Source organism: Faucicola sp. SE7633 (assembly GCF_059264685.1).
This window is the reverse complement of record NZ_JCADBW010000023.1, coordinates 1-18967: the sequence shown is the minus strand read 5'-3', so window position 1 is coordinate 18967 and position 18967 is coordinate 1. Positions and strand designations below refer to the sequence as shown.

Sequence of the window (18967 nt, the reverse complement as noted above, 5' to 3'; positions counted from 1 at the left end):
CAAGATTTGGGCTTGACCAAAAATAAAAAAACCGCTAAGCATCCGCCAGCAGTTAAAAAAATAAAAAAAATTGGGGCGAATGATGGGGCTCGAACCCACGACAACCGAGATCACAACCCGGGGCTCTACCAACTGAGCTACATCCGCCATAGACAAGCCAATAGGCTTAAAGATAATTACCAACAGATCAACATTGGTAAATACAGCAGGCTAATGGCGCGCCTGACAGGATTCGAACCTGTGACCACCTGCTTAGAAGGCAGATGCTCTATCCAACTGAGCTACAGGCGCGTATTAAAGACTTTACAGCCTGCACGGCTCTGGTATTTTAAGCATAAGTGCTTAAAAAAATGGTCGGGGCGACAGGATTCGAACCTACGACCCCCTGCTCCCAAAGCAGGTGCTCTACCAAGCTGAGCTACGCCCCGACGCTTACCACAGGTGGTTGATTTATGCCACCGCGTTAAGTGGTGGGTATATTAATGCAAGGTGACAAAGGTGTCAAGCGATTTTTGCATTTATTTTAATTTTTGCCTTAGCGCATTGGCTTTGTATGGCTGCCTTGCTGGGTACGCCCTTAGCAAGGCATTAACACATTAAAATCAACACACATTGGGTCAAGGCAAGTCGCCCTTGCCCCATGCGTTTGGTTGGGATAACCAGTGGCTTAGCGTTTGAGCGATGCACCAAACGCCAGCATACGGTCAAGCGGCTTTTTGGCTTGAGCGATTAGGTCAGGTGCAACGATAATTTCATGCTGTGCCATCTGAGGCGTGCCAATTTGCTGCAACGTGGTGATGATTTGATCAAGGTCATTCATCGCCATCCATGGGCAATGCGCGCATGAACGGCACGTTGCCCCCTCGCCGCGCGTTGGCGCTTCAATCAAGGTTTTGTGCGGTGCAGCTTGCTGCATTTTATAAAAAATCCCGCGGTCGGTTGCGACAATAAAGGTATCATGTGGCAAGCGGTTGGCGGCAGCAATCAGCTGACTGGTGCTACCGACTGCATCTGCCATTTCAATCATTTCAAGTGGGGATTCGGGGTGCACCAACACGGCGGCATCGGGGTATAGCGCCTTCATGCTGGCAAGGCTGCGCGCGCGGAATTCCTCATGCACAATGCACGCGCCATTCCACAACAGCATATCTGCGCCAACTTGACGCTGAATGTAGCGCCCCAAATGCTGGTCGGGCGCCCATATGATTTTTTCGCCTTGGCTGTCTAAATGGTCGATAAGCTCAACGGCAATGCTTGAGGTCACCACCCAGTCGGCACGCGCTTTGACAGCGGCTGAGGTGTTGGCATAGACCACCACGGTGCGATCAGGATGCGCGTCACAAAACGCGCTAAACGCCTCAACAGGGCAACCCAAATCCAGCGAACAAGTCGCCGCAAGCGTTGGCATAAGTACGGTTTTATCGGGGCTAAGAATTTTTGCGCTCTCGCCCATAAAGCGCACGCCTGCCACCAGTAGCACGTCGCTGTCGCTATCACGGCCAAATCGTGCCATCTCTAGGCTATCAGACACGATACCGCCACTGGCCTCGGCAATGGCTTGGATGGCAGGGTCGGTGTAATAGTGTGCGATTAAGGTGGCGTGATTGGCGCGTAACAGCTCGATGATTTGGGCTTTTTTTTGCTCAAATTCATGCGCATCCAGCATCAAATCTTGCGGCGTTGCCAACTGGTTTAGATGGTTTTCGACAATTTGTTTGGCGGCTAAATCAACCACGCGCGCAGGCTTAGGGGCGGCATTTGCCGTTGGGTGTGTTGGGTGGGTCATGAAAAAATCCTTCTCATGGCAAAACTTGCCGTGTCTATCACGACAAGCAGGCGATTGGGATCAAACGGTTGAGGGGCTAAAACATCAACCGCTGTCATCTGCCTTGGGGGTTTTAGTTTACCCGTCCAAACCACAAAAAACAAGCCAATGGCGCGTGCCACTGGCTTGCTACAACTGCCAAATTTTTTAACAATTTAAAACTTGGTGGCTTATGATGATTTGACCATGGCCTCAGGCTTGACCCACTCGTCAAACTGCTCGGCGGTCATAAGACCAAGTTCAACCGCGACTTGTTTTAGGGTTTTGTTGTCCTTGTAGGCGGTTTTGGCGATTTTGGCGGCGTTTTCATAGCCGACGTGACGGTTAAGCGCGGTCACCAGCATCAATGAATTGTGCAGGTATTCGTCGATTTTTTCTTTGACAGGCTCGATACCGACGGCGCAATGCTCGTTAAAGCTGTTGCAGGTGTCGCCCAATAGGCGGATTGATTGTAACAAGTTATAACCAATCACAGGCATAAACACGTTGAGCTCAAAGTTACCCGACGCGCCTGCTAGGTTGATGGTCACGTCATTGCCCATGACTTGCGCGACGACCATGGTCATGGCTTCGGATTGGGTGGGATTGACTTTGCCTGGCATGATGGATGAACCAGGCTCGTTTTCTGGGATACGAATTTCACCGATACCGCAACGTGGGCCTGATGCCAACCAGCGCACGTCGTTGGCGATTTTGTTAAGGCTGGCCGCCAAGGTTTTGAGTGCGCCTGAGGCGAATACCTCGGCATCGCGCGCGCCCAAGGCTTCAAATTTGTTGGGCGCGGTGACAAATGGCAAGCCTGTCAAATCCGCCAAGGTTTGTGCCGCTTTGACGGCATAGTCTGGGTGTGCGTTTAGCCCTGTGCCCACCGCTGTGCCGCCCAATGGCAATTCATACAAGCCTTGTAGTGCCGCGTCTAGACGGGTCAAGGCGTGGTCAAGCTGGCTGGCATAGCCGCTAAACTCTTGCCCCAAGGTCAAAGGCGTGGCATCTTGTAGGTGTGTGCGCCCGATTTTAACGATGTCGCTAAAGTCATCGGCTTTTTTTGCCAATGTATCGCGCAGCGCCTGTACCGCTGGAATCAGTAAGCTGTTGATTTGACGCGCTGCCGCCACGCGGATTGCGGTTGGAAAGCTGTCGTTGGTGGATTGCGCGTGATTGACATCATCATTGGGGTGGATGGCTTGGTAGCTGCCTTTGGCGTGCCCTGCGATTTCGTTGGCGCGGTTGGCCAGCACCTCGTTCATGTTCATGTTGGACTGCGTGCCCGAACCCGTTTGCCATACCACCAACGGGAATTGGTCGCGTAGCTTACCGCCAATGACTTCATCCGCCGCTTGTACAATCAAATCGCGCTTGTCATTGCTGATGCGGCCTAATTCGGCGTTGGTCAGCGCGGCGGCTTTTTTGACCAGTGCCATCGCTTCAATCAATGGCTGGGGCAAGGTTTCGCCACCAATTTTAAAGTTGTTGCGGCTACGCTCAGTTTGCGCACCCCAGTAAGCTTGGCTGGGCACTTGTACCGCGCCCATGGTGTCTTTTTCTTGTCGAAAATCGCTACTTTGGTTGTGGGTTGGTTCGCTCATGTGGTTTCCCTTTTGCGTACTTTGACTTCCTCCCCTCCCTAAAGTGAGGGGATTCCTGCTCCCAGACGGTCAAGCCCGACCGCAAACCTAAGACAATGGCAACCGCCCGTACGACACACCGTACATCTTAGGTTCTTATTTTAAGCTAATCCTACCGTTAGGATTGTCATAGACACGAATTAGCTTAAGTGTGTGTTTGGAAACGTCTTACCCGTTAAGTTACTGCGTACTCGCAATTTAGTCTTAACTTAACTGTGGAATGTAAGACATTGAATATAGTGAGATGAGTATAGCAAAACTTATCGCATTTAACAATTGCCTTATATCCACCGCCTGAAGTCGCAGGTTTACGGCAACGAATGATAAAATTCATGTTAGCTGTCAAACATAGATTGACGCATCTGCTTGCGCCAAGGTTTGCTCAAAAAGTTTGCTCAATTTGGCAAACACAAATACGCTTACTATACGCTTTTTTGGCGCGCGTTTCATCTGTTTTTGTTGGGCTTGTTTTGTCAAGGCAAATGGTTTACTGTAAAAATTTAGCACCGTATAAAACGTTTATCATGCCCAAGTCTCAAGCCACCAAAACCGATTGTGTCAGCTTAGCTAAAACCCCATCAGCCATCCGCCGCCGCTTGCGTCGCGCGCGTCTTATGCTGTCGCCTGTACAACGTCGCCACGCCGCAGGGCAAGCCGTGCGTCAGCTTAGCCGCCTGCCGCTACCCCGACAGCCACAGCGTCCGCTCAACATCGGTGTGTATGCCGATGCGTTTGGCGAGTTGCCAACGCAAGGGTTGATTGATTGGGCGCGGCGGCGCGGTTGGCGCGTGTTTTTACCCGTCGTCACACGTCCGCACCGCGCGTTGCGTTTTCGTGAGTTAGCTACCCCAACGCTCAAAAGCGCACGCCTTGCCCGCCATCCGCTTGCCATGCGTCAGCCTGCCTATGGCGCGTTATGGCTGGCGCGTGATTTGGATGTGCTGTTTGTGCCGTTGGTCGCGTTGGATGATGACGGCTATCGGCTGGGCATGGGGGGTGGGTTTTATGACCGCACTTTGGCACGCCACAAGCACAAGCCGCTGGTGATCGGGTGGGCGTATGATTGTCAGCGTGTGGCGCACCTGCCGCGTCAGCCGTGGGATGCGCGGCTAGATATGGCGGTATTGCCCAGCGGTGTGGTGGATTTTCGCCAGCGTTATGATGTTGCTTTCACCCAACAATCCGCCAAAAATTTGGCAAATGCCGCTTTGCGCGCACCAACCGCCGCCAATGCCGCCGCCGTCTTTGATGACAGCGGTGTTTTTGATGACAACGATGTGATACCAGTTGATGATACGCTTGCACCTGCCCAAATCGCTGCGGTGATGAACCCTAACCATCTTGCACAGCTACTGGCAAAAGCCGATGCATTTTTGGCGGTCAATCGCGACACCGAGCAAGATTTTTAGCGCATTTTTGCCCAAATTGGCGTTTGAATCGCTGTCTAAACAATCGCTTAGCCAAGCGCTTGCAATTTACCTGACAAACACCATATCTAGCGTATGTCGTCAGCCGACCCATGAGCGGCTGAGTTTAAAGGGGATACTATGCAAGACAATCTGCAAGATATGAACAATGAAGTCCATGATGGGGCTTCACAACTTGCCGACGCGGTCAATACCTTGCCGTTGTTGGCACTGCGTGATGTGGTGGTCTATCCACACATGCAAATTGCGCTGTTTGTTGGGCGCGCGCTGTCGGTGAATGCCGTTGAATTGGCGCAGCGCGATTACGACAACCGTATTTTGGTCGTCGCGCAGCAAGATTCTTTGACCGAAGACATCGACGAGTCCAACCTCTACCAATATGGTACGGTATGCCGCATCGTCAATACCATGCCGCATGAAAACGATGACAGCTGCGTTAAAGTGTTGATTGAAGGTTTGTACCGCGCCGAATTGCGCCAAACCGATACCGTACATGGGTCGTTCAACAGCCAAGAAGACCGCGCATTGGTCGCACAGTTTGTTGCCAGCCCAATGACGGTGAATTTGCCTGCCAACGAGCAGCAAGACCACAAAGCCGCGCTGTTGGCACTGTTTAGCCAATACGCCGAAAGCCGCTTGCGCAACGCGCGTGAGCTGATTCGCGTGGCTGAGCGCATCAGCGGCATTGAGGAGCTGTTGTACTTTATCGCCACACGCGTATCGCTCAACCTTGCTGACAAACAAGCGTTTTTGGAGCAGGACGACTTGGCCGCGCATATCAAAACGCTGACCGATTACTTAGTGCAACAAAGTGCCGAGCAAAACATTGAGCAAGAACTCCAAGAGCAAGTTCGCCGCCAGATGGAGAACAACCAGCGCGAATACTTCCTCAATGAAAAAATGAAAGCGATTAAAAACGAGCTGTCAGACTTGCACGAAGAGCGCGGCGAGCCATCGGACGATGATGACCTTGACGAGCTTGCCAACCGCCTCGAGCAAGCCGACTTGCCCGATGAGGTGCGCAAAAAAGCCGAAAGCGAGTTTCGTAAGCTTAAAATGATGCCGCCTGCGTCGTCTGAATCATCGGTGGTGCGCAACTACCTTGAGTGGATTTTGGACACACCGTGGAACAAAACCAGCGATGTGCACATTGACATCAACCACGCGCAAGATGTGCTTGAAGCCGAGCATTACGGGCTTAACGATGTCAAAGACCGTATTTTAGAGTTTTTGGCGGTGCAATCGCGCGTTAAAGCCTTAAAAGGCCCAATTTTGTGCTTGGTCGGGCCACCGGGGGTGGGTAAAACCTCATTGGGTGAATCCATCGCACGCGCCACAGGGCGTGAATTTATCCGCATGGCGTTAGGCGGTGTGCGTGATGAAGCCGAAATCCGTGGCCATCGCCGCACCTACATTGGCGCGATGCCAGGTAAAATCGTCCAGTCATTGGCCAAAGTGGGTGTGAAAAATCCGCTGTTCTTGCTTGATGAAATCGACAAAATGGCGCAAGATTTTCGCGGTGATCCTGCCTCAGCGCTGCTTGAGGTGCTAGACCCATCACAAAACCATGCCTTTAATGACCATTATTTGGACATGGATTTGGACTTGTCGCAGGTGATGTTCATCTGTACGGCCAACAGCATGGACATTCCGCCTGCGCTGCTTGACCGCATGGAAGTCATCCGCTTGCCAGGCTACACCGAAGATGAGAAAATCAACATCGCCGAAAAATACCTACTGCCCAAAGCCTTGGAGCAAAACGGTCTTGGTGAAGGTGAGGTAGAGATCACCACCGACGCGGTGCAAACCATCGTCCAGCGTTATACCCGTGAAGCAGGCGTGCGTAACCTTGAGCGCGAGATTAACAAAATTGCGCGTAAAGTGGTCAAAAACCACGTCCAACAAGACGCGCACAACGCCAACGAACACGTCGTGGTCAATGCCGACAACATCGGTGACTATTTGGGCGTACATCAGTTTGACTTTGGTCTGGCTGAGCAAGACCCTGAGGTTGGGCGCGTGACAGGCTTGGCGTGGACGCAAGTGGGCGGTGAGCTTTTGACCATCGAAGCGGTGGCATTGCAAGGCAAAGGCGAATTGAGCTTTACGGGTTCGCTGGGTGATGTCATGAAAGAGTCGATTCGCGCTGCCATGAGCGTGGTGCGTGCGCGCGGTGCTGAGCTTGGCATCAGCTATGACACGTTTAAAAACACCGACATCCACGTGCATATGCCTGAGGGTGCAACGCCAAAAGACGGCCCTTCAGCAGGTATTGCCTTGACGTTGGCATTGGCATCGGCGATGACGGGCATTGCTATCCGCCCCGATATCGCCATGACAGGTGAGGTGACCTTGCGCGGTAAGGTACTGCGTATTGGCGGCTTAAAAGAAAAACTGCTAGCCGCGCATCGCGGTGGTATCAAACACGTGTTGATTCCAAAATCCAACGAGCGCGATTTGCAAGATATTCCTGACAATGTCAAAGAAGGCTTGCGCATTCAGCCCGTTGAAACCATCGATGAGGTGTTTAAAGCGGCGTTGGTTAGCCAACCCATTGCCCTAAAACCCAACGCGGTGGCATTGGATAAACTCGATGGCAACGACAGCATCACCTTAAAAAGCTAATCCATTGTTTGACACGCACCAAAAAGCTGGCATATTTGCCAGCTTTTTTTACTTAACTTATCCTTGAACAAACCACCTGCACAAAAAAAACTGGCGGTATGCTTGCCGCCAGTTTGATTTTAACGCTTGCATTATGGCTGTCTGTTATTGAGCCAGCCATGATTCATCTAATTTATTCAGCTAATTTATTCATCTAAGCTTTTTTATTCATCTAAGCTTTTTTCGCGTGGAATTTCGCCCGATTGTGATGCGTGTGCCATATCGCGGTTAAATGAATAGAAGTTTTGGTTGTCTCGTTTTTCTTTTGATGCCAAGGTAAACTTATCGCGTAGGTCACCGATTAAGGCTTCTTCCTCGATTTGCTCTTTGACAAACCATTGTAAGAAATTAAAGGTTGCCCAATCGCGCTCTTCTAGTGCCAAATCTACCAACGCATAGATTTTGCGTGAGTTATCAAGCTCATGCTGCCAAATATCTTCAATGCAGCTTTCTAGATCACTTGGGTTGTCGCGTGGTGCAGGAATAGCGCCGATTTTGGCCTCACCACCGCGTTCATTGATGTATTCCAAGAACTTAAACATGTGGTTGCGTTCTTCAGCAGAATGCTTATAAAAGAAATCCGCCACGCCATCATAGTTATTGATCTCCGCCCAGCTGCCCAATGCCAAATAGGCTTGCGCTTGGGCGGCTTCGGTCATCATCTGTTCGTTTAATGCCGCTTCCATTTTGTCAGAAATGCGTTTGTCAGAATAGTGAAATGGTAAATCGCTGCCACTCATTGTTGTCTCCAAATGATTTGTTTAAACGTTTAAAATAAGCCTACCTATCGCCGCAGAGCGTTAGGCTACCGATTTGCCTGGCATAATTATTGATGTGCGCGGTACTCTCGGTCAAAGGTTTAGCCCATTATAAAGCTTAAACCTGTGTTTGCGTTTAATGCTTACGCAAAGCCGCTGAAAGCCTACACGCGCTAACACACAGATACGCTTAATCAACAGTTTTTGGGTAATATGGCGCGTGCGTGGGGCGGCTATTTCATTATTCAATCGGGCGCGCTTGGGTCGCCAGCCACGCAAACACGCATTTGGTAACCATCAGCACCGTCAAAACCGCCATCGGCAGCCACCAACCGCCTGATAGGTCTTTTAGCCAGCCAGTGGCCAGCGGCCCGACCAGCGCAATACTGTAACCGATGGTTTGCGCCATGCCCGATAATTCGGCAGCTTGTGTGCTGTCCTTGGATCGCAAGGTCAAAATAATCAAGCACAAGGTATAAGTGATGCCGCAACCATAACCAGCGGCAACCGCAGCAGCGTATGACCACGCGTTTGGCAAAAACCCAAAGCCAATCACGCCCAGTAGGTTGCTGATCGCGCCTGACAACATCAGCGCGCGCAGGCTGCCGCCTTTTTTGACCACCACTGACAAGAATAAAACCGATGGCAAAGCGACGATTTGAAAAATCATGCCGATATTGCTGACCTGCGCCGCATTCATGCCCTTATCCACCAACAGGCTGGGCAAAAAATTGACCAAGGTAAAATACAACAAGGATTGTAACCCCATAAACAGGCTAATAAACCATGCCATCGGTATGCGCCACACCGAACGCTGCTGGGCGGCTGATGCGGCCGATGCGTCGGTTGGGGGGGGCGCTAAACTGACGCGCTTGATCGCGCCCAAGCTGCCACGCCCATGCCCACACGGCGCACGCCACAAGCGTTGGCACTACCCACACGCCAAGCGCAAAACGCCAATCGTGCTGTTGGGCAAGGTGTGGGGTCAGCCATGCGGCAAGCCCCGCCAGTATCGCCAGCCACAGCGAATAACCACTCATCCAAGTATTGATACGGTCAGCAAAGTACTGTTTGACAACGGCAGGTATCAGCACATTGCCAAGTGCAATTGCCACCGACAGCAACAACGTCCCTGCGGCAAGCCAGCCAAATTCTGGCTGCACAATCCGCAGCAGCATCCCCCCTGCCAGCGCAGCACTTGCCAGCAGCATACTGGCCACCAGCCCCACACGCCGCGCCAAACGCGGTGCTAGCGGCGACACAATGGCAAACACCAGCATGGGAATCGTGCCAATCACACCAATCAGCTTGGTGGATACCCCCAGCTCCTGCTGCACCTGTGGCGCGACCGTGCCAAAACCAATCAGTGGCGCGCGCATATTGACCGCAAGCAGCACCAAGCCTAGGCCAATCGCCCACAACAGGCGTGTGGGGTACTGAGGCGGTGGGTTGGGGACAGCGCTGGGTTGGTCAGGGTTATTGGAAGGTGGCGTTGAAGACAGAACAGACTTAACCAATTTTTTGCTCCCGTATCGCACTTTTTTAAGAAAGCACACGCTAGGGCGGCACGCGATTTTGTGCTAAGATAATCGCCCATACGCGCTGGCATATTAGCCGATATTGTTGGTTATTGCTTGTCGTATTGACAAAATTTTTGTACGCGCCTTTTCTTGCTTGTTTGCGCCCACCTTCATCAACGGAGTGACACTGTGGCATCGACAGATACGTCTGCAACCCCTAGCCCGATTTCCGCCGCCCCCACGGTCATCAATAACCGCCTGTGGAGTCAGCATATCAAAAACCTCACGCCGTATGTGCCAGGCGAGCAGCCCAAACTTGCCAATTTGTGCAAGCTTAATACCAATGAAAATCCGTTTCCACCTTCACCGCGCGTGGCAGCAGCCATCAGCGCTGCGCTTGCCAACCAAGCCGATACGCTCAAACGCTACCCAAGTTTTGAGTCCGATGACTTGCGCCAAGCGTTGGCGGATTTGCACGGCTTAGATATCAATCAAGTGTTTGTGGGCAATGGCTCAGATGAGGTACTGGCGCATATTTTTACCTGTTTTTTTGTCAAAGACCGCCCCGTACTCACGCCCGAGATTGGCTACAGTTTTTATCCTGTGTATGCCGATACGTTTCACATTGAGCTGGCAAAAATTGCGCTCAAAGCCGATTTTAGTATTGATGTCGATGACTATCGCCGCCCGTGTGGGGGGATTATTCTTGCCAACCCCAATGCACCAACGGGGATTTTGCTGGCGCGTGGCGATATTGAAAAATTGCTCAAAGAGCATACCAACGCGGTGGTGGTGATTGATGAGGCGTATATTGATTTTGCCGATGTGGCGCAGGCGTCTGCCGTTGAGCTGGTCAATCAATACGACAATTTGGTGGTGGTGCAGACGTTTTCTAAGTCGCGCGCGTTGGCAGGCTTGCGTGTGGGCATGGCGTTTGCCAATCCGTCATTGATTGAGGCTTTGACGCGCTACAAAAACAGCTTTAATAGCTATCCGCTGGACACGTTGGCGCAAGCAGGCGCGTTGGCAAGCGTGCAGGATACGCCATATTTTAGCGCGCGCTGTCAGGAGATCATCGCCTTGCGACAAGACTTGAGCGCACGTTTGGCCGCACAAGGTTTTAGCGTGCTGCCCTCGCAAGCCAATTTTGTCTTTGCCAAGCCGCCTGCCCATCTGCTCAATGGCAATGCGGCGCAAATCTTTGCCGCGCTGCGTGAGCAAGGCATCGTGGTGCGTTATTTTGATCAGCCCAAAATCCGCGACTATTTGCGCATCACCATTGGCACAGCGGCGCAAAATCAGCGTTTGCTTGCCGCGTTGGCTGCGCTGGCTTGACCATCGATCGTTTGAGTTTTGCCAAGTTTGCGGCATCCTGTCGGCAAGCTTGGCGCGTGTTTTTGGGTTGCCCAATTGCTCTTAAGCCTGCAAACACATTTAAGCAAACCGCCGAATGATTAAACTGGCATTGGTTCCACCAAAACCAAAGCTATTGGTCATGATGGTGTCTAGCTTGGCCGCGCGCGGCTCGGTGACGATGTCAAAACCCTGCGCTGCCTCATCAAGGTTATCCACGTTGATGTTTGGCGCGATAAACCCTGCTTGCAACATCATTAAGCAATAAATCAGCTCATGCACGCCTGCTGCCCCAAGGCTATGCCCTGTCATGGATTTGGTTGAGCTGATCGCAGGGATTGCACCGCCCGACACATCGTGAAACACGGTTTTGACCGCGCCCAGCTCGGCAACATCGCCAATTGGCGTACTGGTGCCGTGGGTGTTGAGATAATCCACCGTTGTCATGCCTGCTTGCGCCAGCGCCTGCTGCATACAGCGCACCGCCCCTTCACCACTGGGCGCGACCATATCCACGCCATCAGACGTTGCGCCATAGCCAACAAGCTCTGCCAAAATCGGCGCACCGCGCGCTAATGCATGGTCTAGGCTCTCAACCACCACCATGCCGCCACCGCCTGCAATCACAAACCCGTCACGCGCTGCATCATACGGGCGGCTGGCTTGCGTTGGCGTGTCATTGTGGCGCGTGCTAAGCGCACCCATCGCGTCAAACATACACGATTGCGTCCAGTCCTCAAGCTCACCGCCGCCAGCCAGCACGACATCCTGTTTACCCAGCTGAATAAGCTCCATCGCGTGCCCAACGCAATGCGCCGACGTGGCACACGCCGAGGCAATCGAGTAATTCACCCCTGCCAGTTTAAACCCCGTCGCCAAGGCTGCCGACACCGTGCTTGACATGGTTTTTGGCACTGTCATCGCGCCAACACCGCGCAGCCCTTTGGCGCGCATACCATCCAACGCCAGCATGACATCATGCGTCGAGGACGCTGCTGAGCCTGCCACCACGCCAATACGCGGATTGTGTGCCACAGCCTCTACGCTGAGGCCAGCTTGCGCCAGTGCTTGCCACGCACTGATATAAGCATACAACCCCGGCTTGGACAAAAACCGCTTAAGCTTGCGGTCAATCATCGACGTATCCAGCGCCGCCTCATCCACCGAGCCTGACACACAGGATTTAAAACCCTGCTCGGCATATATCGGGTTGAACGCAATGCCCGATTGCCCCGTGCGCAGCGCCTGCACCACGCTTGCCCAGTCGTTGCCCAGGCACGATACCAACCCTGCCCCTGTGATGACCACCCGCCGCATAAACTTGCCTTTTTTTGTCAAAAACTTGTCAAATCCTATACCGCCAAAATTGTAGTGAATTCAGCGCATAAACGCTAGTGGTCAGCTGACTTTGTTACAAAATATTTCTTTAAGTTGTATTCCAAAAAAGCCCAACATTTGCCTATCTTCGTCAGGCTTTAACCAAGCGCATACGTTTGCACAACGTTCCCACCTTGTAATGCCGCACGGTTTTATTTACCCTAATGGGCGTTCAAATTTTACTTAATCAATCTTGATTTAACCAACTGTCATACAGCGATACAATAAGGAAGACGCATGGCTCACCTAACCCATAACTTAACCGACACCGTTTTTGGCACCACCCGTAACGGCCTAAATGCCTTGGGCGAGCGTTTGGCAAAATTCACCGATAGCCAAGACTTGCCCAAAGATATGCTGCAAGATTTGGATTTATCGACGTTGCGTGATGATATCCGCGCGCACAAAAACGCCTTTCATGACCAAATCCCTGCCCTATCTGCCAAACTGATGGGCAAAACACCGCTTAGCCGCTACCAAAAATATGCCAACCGTTTTGTGCCACAATCGTTGTTTGATAAAGCCAGTGACAGTGTGTTTATGCGCGTCGGCAAATTGGCGCAAAGCTGGGCAGATACCGATTTACACAACAATCCGCAATTTGGCAAGCAGCTATCTACTGCCGAACGCGACGCACTTGCCGAGGAAATCGCCAACCAAAACCGTGCCTTGGCAACCTTAGGTAGTGTGAGCAACTTTGCAGGTCTATTGGGCATTTTGGGCGATACATTTTGGCTGTTGGCGGTGTGTTTGCGCCATATCTTCCAAATCAGTCATATCTACGACCGCCCATTGACGGGTAGCAATGGTGTGGTATTGGCGTACGAAATTTTAAGCAAAGTTAATCTTAAAAAACTACAAGAAAAACAAACACTCTTGGCAGGGCTCGGCTTGTTTGAAGCCATGGCAGATGACACGCTAGAAGAAAACCAAGACTTGTTGGACAATTCAACGGTGGCGCAGCTATTTTCAGCATTTGATGACATCGCCGAAAATATCAACCTCAATCTTGAGCGTTTTAACGTGGGTATTTTGCACAAAATTTTGCCCATCACCGCCGTTGGTATTGGCACAGCGTATAACAACCAAATCATCCATGAAGTCATTGCGGTGACCCAAGCGGTCTTTGCCGAACCTGCCAACCAGACCGCATCGCCTGCCAAACTCACCCAAAGCGATGCCTCCGCCAAACCATCGGCTTAATCATCCAACCTTGATTTTTCAATGTTGTTACCCAACCAACACGATTGCCAACGCAATCGTGTTGTTTACGTTTTAGATATAAAATTTGCCTGCTTAACTAATTAAATAACCTCAACCGTCTGTTTTTAAGTCTGCGCTGGTCTAAGCGTAACACAACTTACCAGCGTTTTATTCAAATTTATCCAACATTTACCAAATATCTGATGATTTTTGGCGATAAGTCCAATAATTCCTTGAAAAAACGCGTCAGTTTCTCTATAATACGCTGTCCAAAAAATGACTGGCTTGGTCATGCCAAGCTTGTCTATTGCATTGACTGTATCGGGAGAAGAGTGCCATATGGCAACCACAAACCAACTAATCCGTAAAGGGCGCACAACCATCAAGGAAAAATCAAAAGTTCCTGCGTTGCAAGCATGCCCTCAACGTCGCGGTGTCTGCACCCGCGTTTACACCACCACCCCCAAAAAACCAAACTCTGCCATGCGCAAAGTTTGCCGTGTGCGTTTGACGTCAGGCTATGAAGTATCCAGCTACATCGGTGGTGAAGGTCATAACCTACAAGAGCACAGCGTTGTATTGATTCGCGGTGGTCGTGTTAAAGACCTACCAGGTGTGCGTTACCACACCGTACGCGGCGCGCTAGACTGCGCAGGCGTGAAAGACCGCAAACAAGGTCGTTCAAAATACGGCGCGAAGCGTCCAAAAGCGTAATTTAAGCTATTTTACATTTGTTTGCTGATGGAAAGGTCGATTTACCCAAGTTCAATCAAACCAAATCGATACCGCCATAAGCAGTAAGGCTGGTGTGGTAATTTACTGGCAAAAAAACCAAAAATTGCCCCGACCAGAGCCCCCTGAATACACAAGGAATCTATCATGCCAAGACGTCGCGTCATTGCCGCCCGTGAAATCCTACCAGACCCAAAATTTGGTAGCCAGACCATCGCTAAATTCATCAACCACGTGATGGTGGATGGTAAAAAATCTATCGCCGAAAAAATCGTTTACGGCGCGCTCGATCGTGTGGTCGAAAAAAACAACATCACTGACCCAGTGGCGTTTTTTGAAGACACGCTAGAAAAAGTTCGCCCAATGGTTGAGGTTAAAGCCCGCCGTGTGGGTGGTGCAACCTACCAAGTGCCTATGGAAGTACGTCCCTCCCGTCGTACTGCCTTGGCGATGCGTTGGTTGGTCGACGCAGCAGCGCGTCGTTCAGAAAAATCCATGGCGCTACGTTTGGCAGGCGAATTGATGGACGCCGCTGAAGGCAAAGGCAATGCGATGAAACGCCGTGATGAGGTTCACCGCATGGCAGATGCCAACAAAGCGTTCTCACACTACCGCTTCTAAGCAAGCGTTTGGTTATTGGTTTGTTATTAATGGCGGGGCTTGTAAAATCAACCACAAGCCCCATCTAGTGTTCGCAATCATAAGGCAAGCGTTGCGGTTTGGTGAATTTGTCATCTGACTGTCATGACTTGCCCCTATCATAATACGTCTATGTCTGTCGTCTGTTGAAGACGTGAATTGACGTAATTTGGGCAAGTGGTTAAAAATTTTTAAATTTAAAAACTGTCTAAATTTTAGCCAATGCGCGTGTTTGACCTACCTATCACGACATATCCGAATAATGATAACCATGATTCATCTTGGGTTAATGCTTAGCAATTAACAATTAGCACCTAGAATATTTAGGAAAAATTATGGCTCGTACAACACCCCTTAGCCGTTACCGCAATATCGGGATTTCAGCCCATATTGACGCGGGTAAAACCACCACGTCAGAACGTATTTTGTTTTATACAGGTCGTAGCCATAAATTGGGCGAAGTCCATGAAGGCGCAGCCACAATGGACTGGATGGAACAAGAGCAAGAGCGCGGTATCACCATTACCTCAGCGGCAACGACTTGCTTTTGGTCTGGTATGGCAAAACAATTTCCAGAACACCGTATCAACCTCATCGACACCCCCGGCCACGTGGACTTTACCATTGAGGTAGAGCGTTCAATGCGTGTACTTGATGGGGCGTGCATGGTGTACTGTGCGGTCGGTGGCGTGCAGCCACAGTCAGAAACCGTGTGGCGTCAGGCTAACAAATACCGCGTGCCACGTTTGGCGTTTGTGAACAAAATGGACCGTATCGGTGCAGACTTCTTCCGCGTCAAAGACCAAATCAAAAACCGTTTGGGCGGCAACCCTGTGCCTGTGGTTTTGCCAATCGGTAAAGAAGACAGCTTTGAAGGCGTGATTGATTTGATCACCATGAAAGCCATCTACTGGGACACCGCCTCTCAAGGGATGAAATTTGATGAGCGTGATATCCCTGCTGACTTACAAGATTTGGCAGAAGAATACCGCGCACAATTGGTTGAGACAGCGGCAGAAGCGTCTGAAGAACTGATGGATGAGTACCTAGAAAACGGTGACTTGCCTGTCGAAAAAATCAAAACCGCCATCCGTCAGCGTACTATCGCCAACGAAATCATCCCCATGCTTTGCGGTACAGCCTTTAAAAACAAAGGCGTGCAAAAAATGTTGGATGCGGTGATTGAGTACTTGCCAGCGCCTGACGACGTTGAGGCGATTCGCGGTGTACTTGATGACAAAGAAGAGACCGAAACCAGCCGTGAGTCATCAGACGATGCGCCATTTGCTGCCCTAGCGTTCAAAATCATGAACGACAAATATGTGGGTAACTTGACGTTTGTTCGCGTGTACTCAGGCGTGGTCAAACAAGGTGACTCGGTTTACAACCCTGTCAAAATGAAACGTGAGCGTATTGGCCGTATCGTTGAGATGCACGCCAATGAGCAAAAAGAAATTGGTGAACTACGCGCAGGTGACATCGCTGCCTTGGTGGGTATGAAAGACGTAACCACAGGTGACACGCTGTGTGATGAAGACAATGTCATCACGCTTGAGCGCATGGAATTCCCAGATCCTGTGATTTCATTGGCGGTTGAACCAAAAACCAAGAACGACCAAGAAAAAATGTCTATTGCCTTGAACCGCTTGGCAAAAGAAGACCCATCATTCCGTGTACACACGGACGAAGAGTCAGGTCAGACCATCATCAGCGGTATGGGTGAATTGCACCTTGAAATCTTGGTAGACCGCATGAAGCGTGAATTCAACGTTGAAGCCAACGTGGGTGCGCCTCAGGTTGCTTACCGTGAAACCATCCGCAACACGGTTGAGCAAGAAGGTAAATTTGTTCGTCAAACAGGTGGTCGTGGTAAATTCGGTCACGTTTGGCTACGTCTAGAGCCCCTAGACCCTGCAGAAGGCAAAGAGTACGAATTTGCTGAAGAAGTTGTCGGTGGTGTCGTACCCAAAGAATTCTTTGGTGCGGTTGATAAAGGTATCCAAGACCGTATGAAGAGCGGTGTCTTGGCAGGCTACCCTGTGGTAGGCGTGAAAGCGACCTTATACGATGGTTCATACCACGATGTGGACTCCGATGAGCTATCATTTAAGATGGCAGGTTCGATTGCATTCCGCAAAGGCTTTATGAACGCCAACCCTGTGCTGCTTGAGCCTGTGATGAAAGTTGAGGTGGAAACACCAGAAGACTACATGGGTGACATCATGGGCGACCTAAACCGTCGTCGTGGTATGGTACAAGGTATGGATGATTTGTTTGGCGGTGTCAAACAAATCCGCGCTGAAGTACCTTTGGCAGAGATGTTTGGCTATGCCACACAACTGCGCTCAATGTCACAAGGTCGTGCAACTTACTCCATGGAGTTTGCTAAGTACGCCGAAACACCGCGCAACGTGGCGGATGAAATCATCAAGAAATTCACCAGCAAAGATGACGACGAATAAGCCGAACGCTTAACCAGTCAGTCAAAAAGTGGGGTGACAGCAAGTTACCCTACTTTTTAAACCCAAAATTGACACCATAAACTCAACCAGACCTAGCCAAATCTTGTATCAAGCTGGGCATAACAGAGGACATAACCATGGCAAAGGCCAAATTTGAACGCACCAAGCCGCACGTCAACGTCGGCACCATTGGACACGTTGACCACGGCAAAACCACATTAACCGCGGCGATTGCAACCGTAGCTGCCAAGAACTACGGCGGAGAAGCCAAAGACTACGCCTCAATCGACTCAGCGCCAGAAGAAAAAGCGCGTGGTATCACCATCAACACCTCACACATTGAATACGACACCCCAACCCGTCACTACGCCCACGTAGATTGCCCAGGGCACGCTGACTATGTCAAAAACATGATCACCGGTGCAGCGCAGATGGACGGCGCGATTTTGGTCGTATCAGCCACCGATGGTCCTATGCCACAAACACGCGAACACATCCTACTATCACGCCAAGTAGGCGTACCATACATCATGGTATTCCTAAACAAATGCGACATGGTAGACGACGAAGAACTTCTTGAACTTGTCGAAATGGAAGTGCGCGAACTACTATCAAGCTACGACTTTCCTGGTGACGACACCCCAATCATCAAAGGCTCAGCCCTAGAAGCCCTAAACGGCAACGACGGCAAATACGGTGAGCCCGCCGTTGTAGAACTGCTAGAAACCCTAGACAGCTACATTCCAGAACCAGAGCGTGCGATTGACAAACCCTTCTTGATGCCAATCGAAGACGTATTCTCAATCTCTGGACGCGGTACGGTAGTCACAGGGCGTGTAGAATCAGGCATCATCAAAGTTGGTGAAGAAATCGAAATCGTCGGTATCAAACCAACCCAAAAAACCACCTGTACAGGTGTTGAGATGTTCCGCAAAATGCTAGACGAAGGTCGTGCAGGCGAGAACTGTGGCGTGTTGCTACGTGGTACTAAGCGTGAAGAAGTACAACGTGGACAAGTCTTGGCAAAACCAGGCTCAATCAAACCACACACCAAATTTGACGCAGAAGTCTACGTATTGTCAAAAGAAGAAGGTGGCCGTCACACCCCATTCTTGAATGGCTATCGCCCACAATTCTACTTCCGCACCACAGACGTAACAGGCGCAATCACCTTGCCAGAAGGCGTTGAAATGGTAATGCCTGGTGACAACGTTGAGATGAGCGTTGAATTGATTCACCCAATCGCGATGGACAAAGGCTTGCGCTTTGCGATTCGTGAGGGTGGTCGCACCGTGGGCGCAGGCGTGGTATCGGAAGTTACTGCGTAATTGTGCTTTAGGTGATACACCGCAAAAAGAGCTGCCCGTGGGTGGCTCTTTTTT

General features: G+C 50.9%; 14 protein-coding genes and 3 tRNA genes. 8 read left to right on the top strand and 9 right to left on the bottom strand.

All coding sequences use genetic code 11. From position 1 onward, the window contains the following. Positions 1–71: 71 nt before the first annotated feature. From AC5L4R_RS08570 to fumC, 5 genes are all read right to left on the bottom strand, one after another. A tRNA-His gene (locus AC5L4R_RS08570) sits at positions 72–147 on the bottom strand. A gap of 67 nt (positions 148–214) precedes the next feature. Then, positions 215–291: transfer RNA gene (locus tag AC5L4R_RS08565), tRNA-Arg, on the bottom strand. A gap of 60 nt (positions 292–351) precedes the next feature. Then, positions 352–428: transfer RNA gene (locus tag AC5L4R_RS08560), tRNA-Pro, on the bottom strand. Between the two features lie 239 nt (positions 429–667). Continuing rightward, positions 668–1786 carry a quinolinate synthase NadA gene (gene nadA, locus AC5L4R_RS08555; protein ID WP_494473529.1) on the bottom strand — a complete coding sequence of 373 codons (1119 nt, stop codon included), beginning with the start codon at positions 1784–1786 and terminating at the stop codon, positions 668–670. A gap of 209 nt (positions 1787–1995) precedes the next feature. Continuing rightward, the gene (fumC, locus tag AC5L4R_RS08550) at positions 1996–3411 is read right to left on the bottom strand and encodes a class II fumarate hydratase (protein ID WP_494473528.1); all 1416 of its coding nucleotides are present in this window, start codon (positions 3409–3411) and stop codon (positions 1996–1998) included. A gap of 563 nt (positions 3412–3974) precedes the next feature. Here fumC and AC5L4R_RS08545 point away from each other — a divergent pair. After that, positions 3975–4859: a 5-formyltetrahydrofolate cyclo-ligase gene (locus AC5L4R_RS08545; protein ID WP_494473527.1), complete on the top strand. Its 885-nt coding sequence runs from the start codon at positions 3975–3977 to the stop codon at positions 4857–4859. A gap of 159 nt (positions 4860–5018) precedes the next feature. Beyond that, positions 5019–7502 (top strand): endopeptidase La, encoded by a 2484-nt coding sequence (gene lon / locus AC5L4R_RS08540; RefSeq protein ID WP_494473540.1) that lies wholly within the window; start codon positions 5019–5021, stop codon positions 7500–7502. 203 nt (positions 7503–7705) lie between these two features. Here the strand turns inward: lon and AC5L4R_RS08535 are convergent, their stop codons facing one another. The 3 genes from AC5L4R_RS08535 to AC5L4R_RS08525 all read right to left on the bottom strand — a co-directional run bounded on the left by AC5L4R_RS08535 (position 7706) and on the right by AC5L4R_RS08525 (position 9816). Beyond that, positions 7706–8281, bottom strand: coding sequence for a ferritin (locus AC5L4R_RS08535; protein WP_494473526.1), 576 nt, complete (start codon positions 8279–8281; stop codon positions 7706–7708). Between the two features lie 259 nt (positions 8282–8540). Further along, positions 8541–9092, bottom strand: a complete 552-nt coding sequence (locus AC5L4R_RS08530) for an MFS transporter (RefSeq protein ID WP_494473525.1) — start codon at positions 9090–9092, stop codon at positions 8541–8543. Then, on the bottom strand, positions 9076–9816 hold the full coding sequence (locus AC5L4R_RS08525) for an MFS transporter (RefSeq protein ID WP_494473524.1): 741 nt from the start codon (positions 9814–9816) through the stop codon (positions 9076–9078). The genes AC5L4R_RS08530 and AC5L4R_RS08525 overlap by 17 nt, the downstream gene beginning before the upstream one ends. A gap of 192 nt (positions 9817–10008) precedes the next feature. On the opposite strand from AC5L4R_RS08525, the gene hisC reads away from it, so the two are divergent. Then, positions 10009–11154, top strand: coding sequence for a histidinol-phosphate transaminase (hisC, locus tag AC5L4R_RS08520; RefSeq protein WP_494473523.1), 1146 nt, complete (start codon positions 10009–10011; stop codon positions 11152–11154). Between the two features lie 99 nt (positions 11155–11253). Here the strand turns inward: hisC and AC5L4R_RS08515 are convergent, their stop codons facing one another. Then, positions 11254–12489 (bottom strand): beta-ketoacyl synthase N-terminal-like domain-containing protein, encoded by a 1236-nt coding sequence (locus AC5L4R_RS08515; protein ID WP_494473522.1) that lies wholly within the window; start codon positions 12487–12489, stop codon positions 11254–11256. A 297-nt stretch (positions 12490–12786) separates the two neighbouring features. On the opposite strand from AC5L4R_RS08515, the gene AC5L4R_RS08510 reads away from it, so the two are divergent. From AC5L4R_RS08510 to tuf, 5 genes are all read left to right on the top strand, one after another. Then, on the top strand, positions 12787–13752 hold the full coding sequence (locus tag AC5L4R_RS08510) for an EcsC family protein (protein ID WP_494473521.1): 966 nt from the start codon (positions 12787–12789) through the stop codon (positions 13750–13752). A 339-nt stretch (positions 13753–14091) separates the two neighbouring features. Next, positions 14092–14466: a 30S ribosomal protein S12 gene (gene rpsL, locus AC5L4R_RS08505; RefSeq protein ID WP_003656377.1), complete on the top strand. Its 375-nt coding sequence runs from the start codon at positions 14092–14094 to the stop codon at positions 14464–14466. A 165-nt stretch (positions 14467–14631) separates the two neighbouring features. Then, entirely contained in the window at positions 14632–15105 is a 474-nt protein-coding gene (gene rpsG, locus AC5L4R_RS08500) for a 30S ribosomal protein S7 (RefSeq protein ID WP_494473520.1), read from the top strand. A 353-nt stretch (positions 15106–15458) separates the two neighbouring features. Continuing rightward, complete coding sequence (gene fusA / locus AC5L4R_RS08495) at positions 15459–17585, top strand: elongation factor G (protein WP_494473519.1); 2127 nt, start codon at positions 15459–15461, stop codon at positions 17583–17585. Positions 17586–17722: 137 nt separating this feature from the next. Beyond that, a complete protein-coding gene (gene tuf, locus AC5L4R_RS08490; RefSeq protein WP_067057544.1) occupies positions 17723–18913 on the top strand; it encodes an elongation factor Tu in 1191 nt (396 codons plus the stop codon). The last annotated feature ends 54 nt before the right edge of the window (positions 18914–18967 follow it).

What these genes read in the sequence shown, in the direction of transcription:
- fusA (WP_494473519.1), top strand. Translation starts at nt 15,459, where the DNA reads ATGGCTCGTACAACACCCCTTAGCCGTTACCGCAATATCGGGATTTCA.
- lon (WP_494473540.1), top strand. Translation starts at nt 5,019, where the DNA reads ATGAACAATGAAGTCCATGATGGGGCTTCACAACTTGCCGACGCGGTC.
- tuf (WP_067057544.1), top strand. Translation starts at nt 17,723, where the DNA reads ATGGCAAAGGCCAAATTTGAACGCACCAAGCCGCACGTCAACGTCGGC.
- AC5L4R_RS08545 (WP_494473527.1), top strand. Translation starts at nt 3,975, where the DNA reads ATGCCCAAGTCTCAAGCCACCAAAACCGATTGTGTCAGCTTAGCTAAA.
- rpsL (WP_003656377.1), top strand. Translation starts at nt 14,092, where the DNA reads ATGGCAACCACAAACCAACTAATCCGTAAAGGGCGCACAACCATCAAG.
- AC5L4R_RS08515 (WP_494473522.1), bottom strand. Translation starts at nt 12,489, where the DNA reads ATGCGGCGGGTGGTCATCACAGGGGCAGGGTTGGTATCGTGCCTGGGC.
- rpsG (WP_494473520.1), top strand. Translation starts at nt 14,632, where the DNA reads ATGCCAAGACGTCGCGTCATTGCCGCCCGTGAAATCCTACCAGACCCA.
- AC5L4R_RS08530 (WP_494473525.1), bottom strand. Translation starts at nt 9,092, where the DNA reads ATGGCATGGTTTATTAGCCTGTTTATGGGGTTACAATCCTTGTTGTAT.
- fumC (WP_494473528.1), bottom strand. Translation starts at nt 3,411, where the DNA reads ATGAGCGAACCAACCCACAACCAAAGTAGCGATTTTCGACAAGAAAAA.
- AC5L4R_RS08535 (WP_494473526.1), bottom strand. Translation starts at nt 8,281, where the DNA reads ATGAGTGGCAGCGATTTACCATTTCACTATTCTGACAAACGCATTTCT.
- AC5L4R_RS08510 (WP_494473521.1), top strand. Translation starts at nt 12,787, where the DNA reads ATGGCTCACCTAACCCATAACTTAACCGACACCGTTTTTGGCACCACC.
- nadA (WP_494473529.1), bottom strand. Translation starts at nt 1,786, where the DNA reads ATGACCCACCCAACACACCCAACGGCAAATGCCGCCCCTAAGCCTGCG.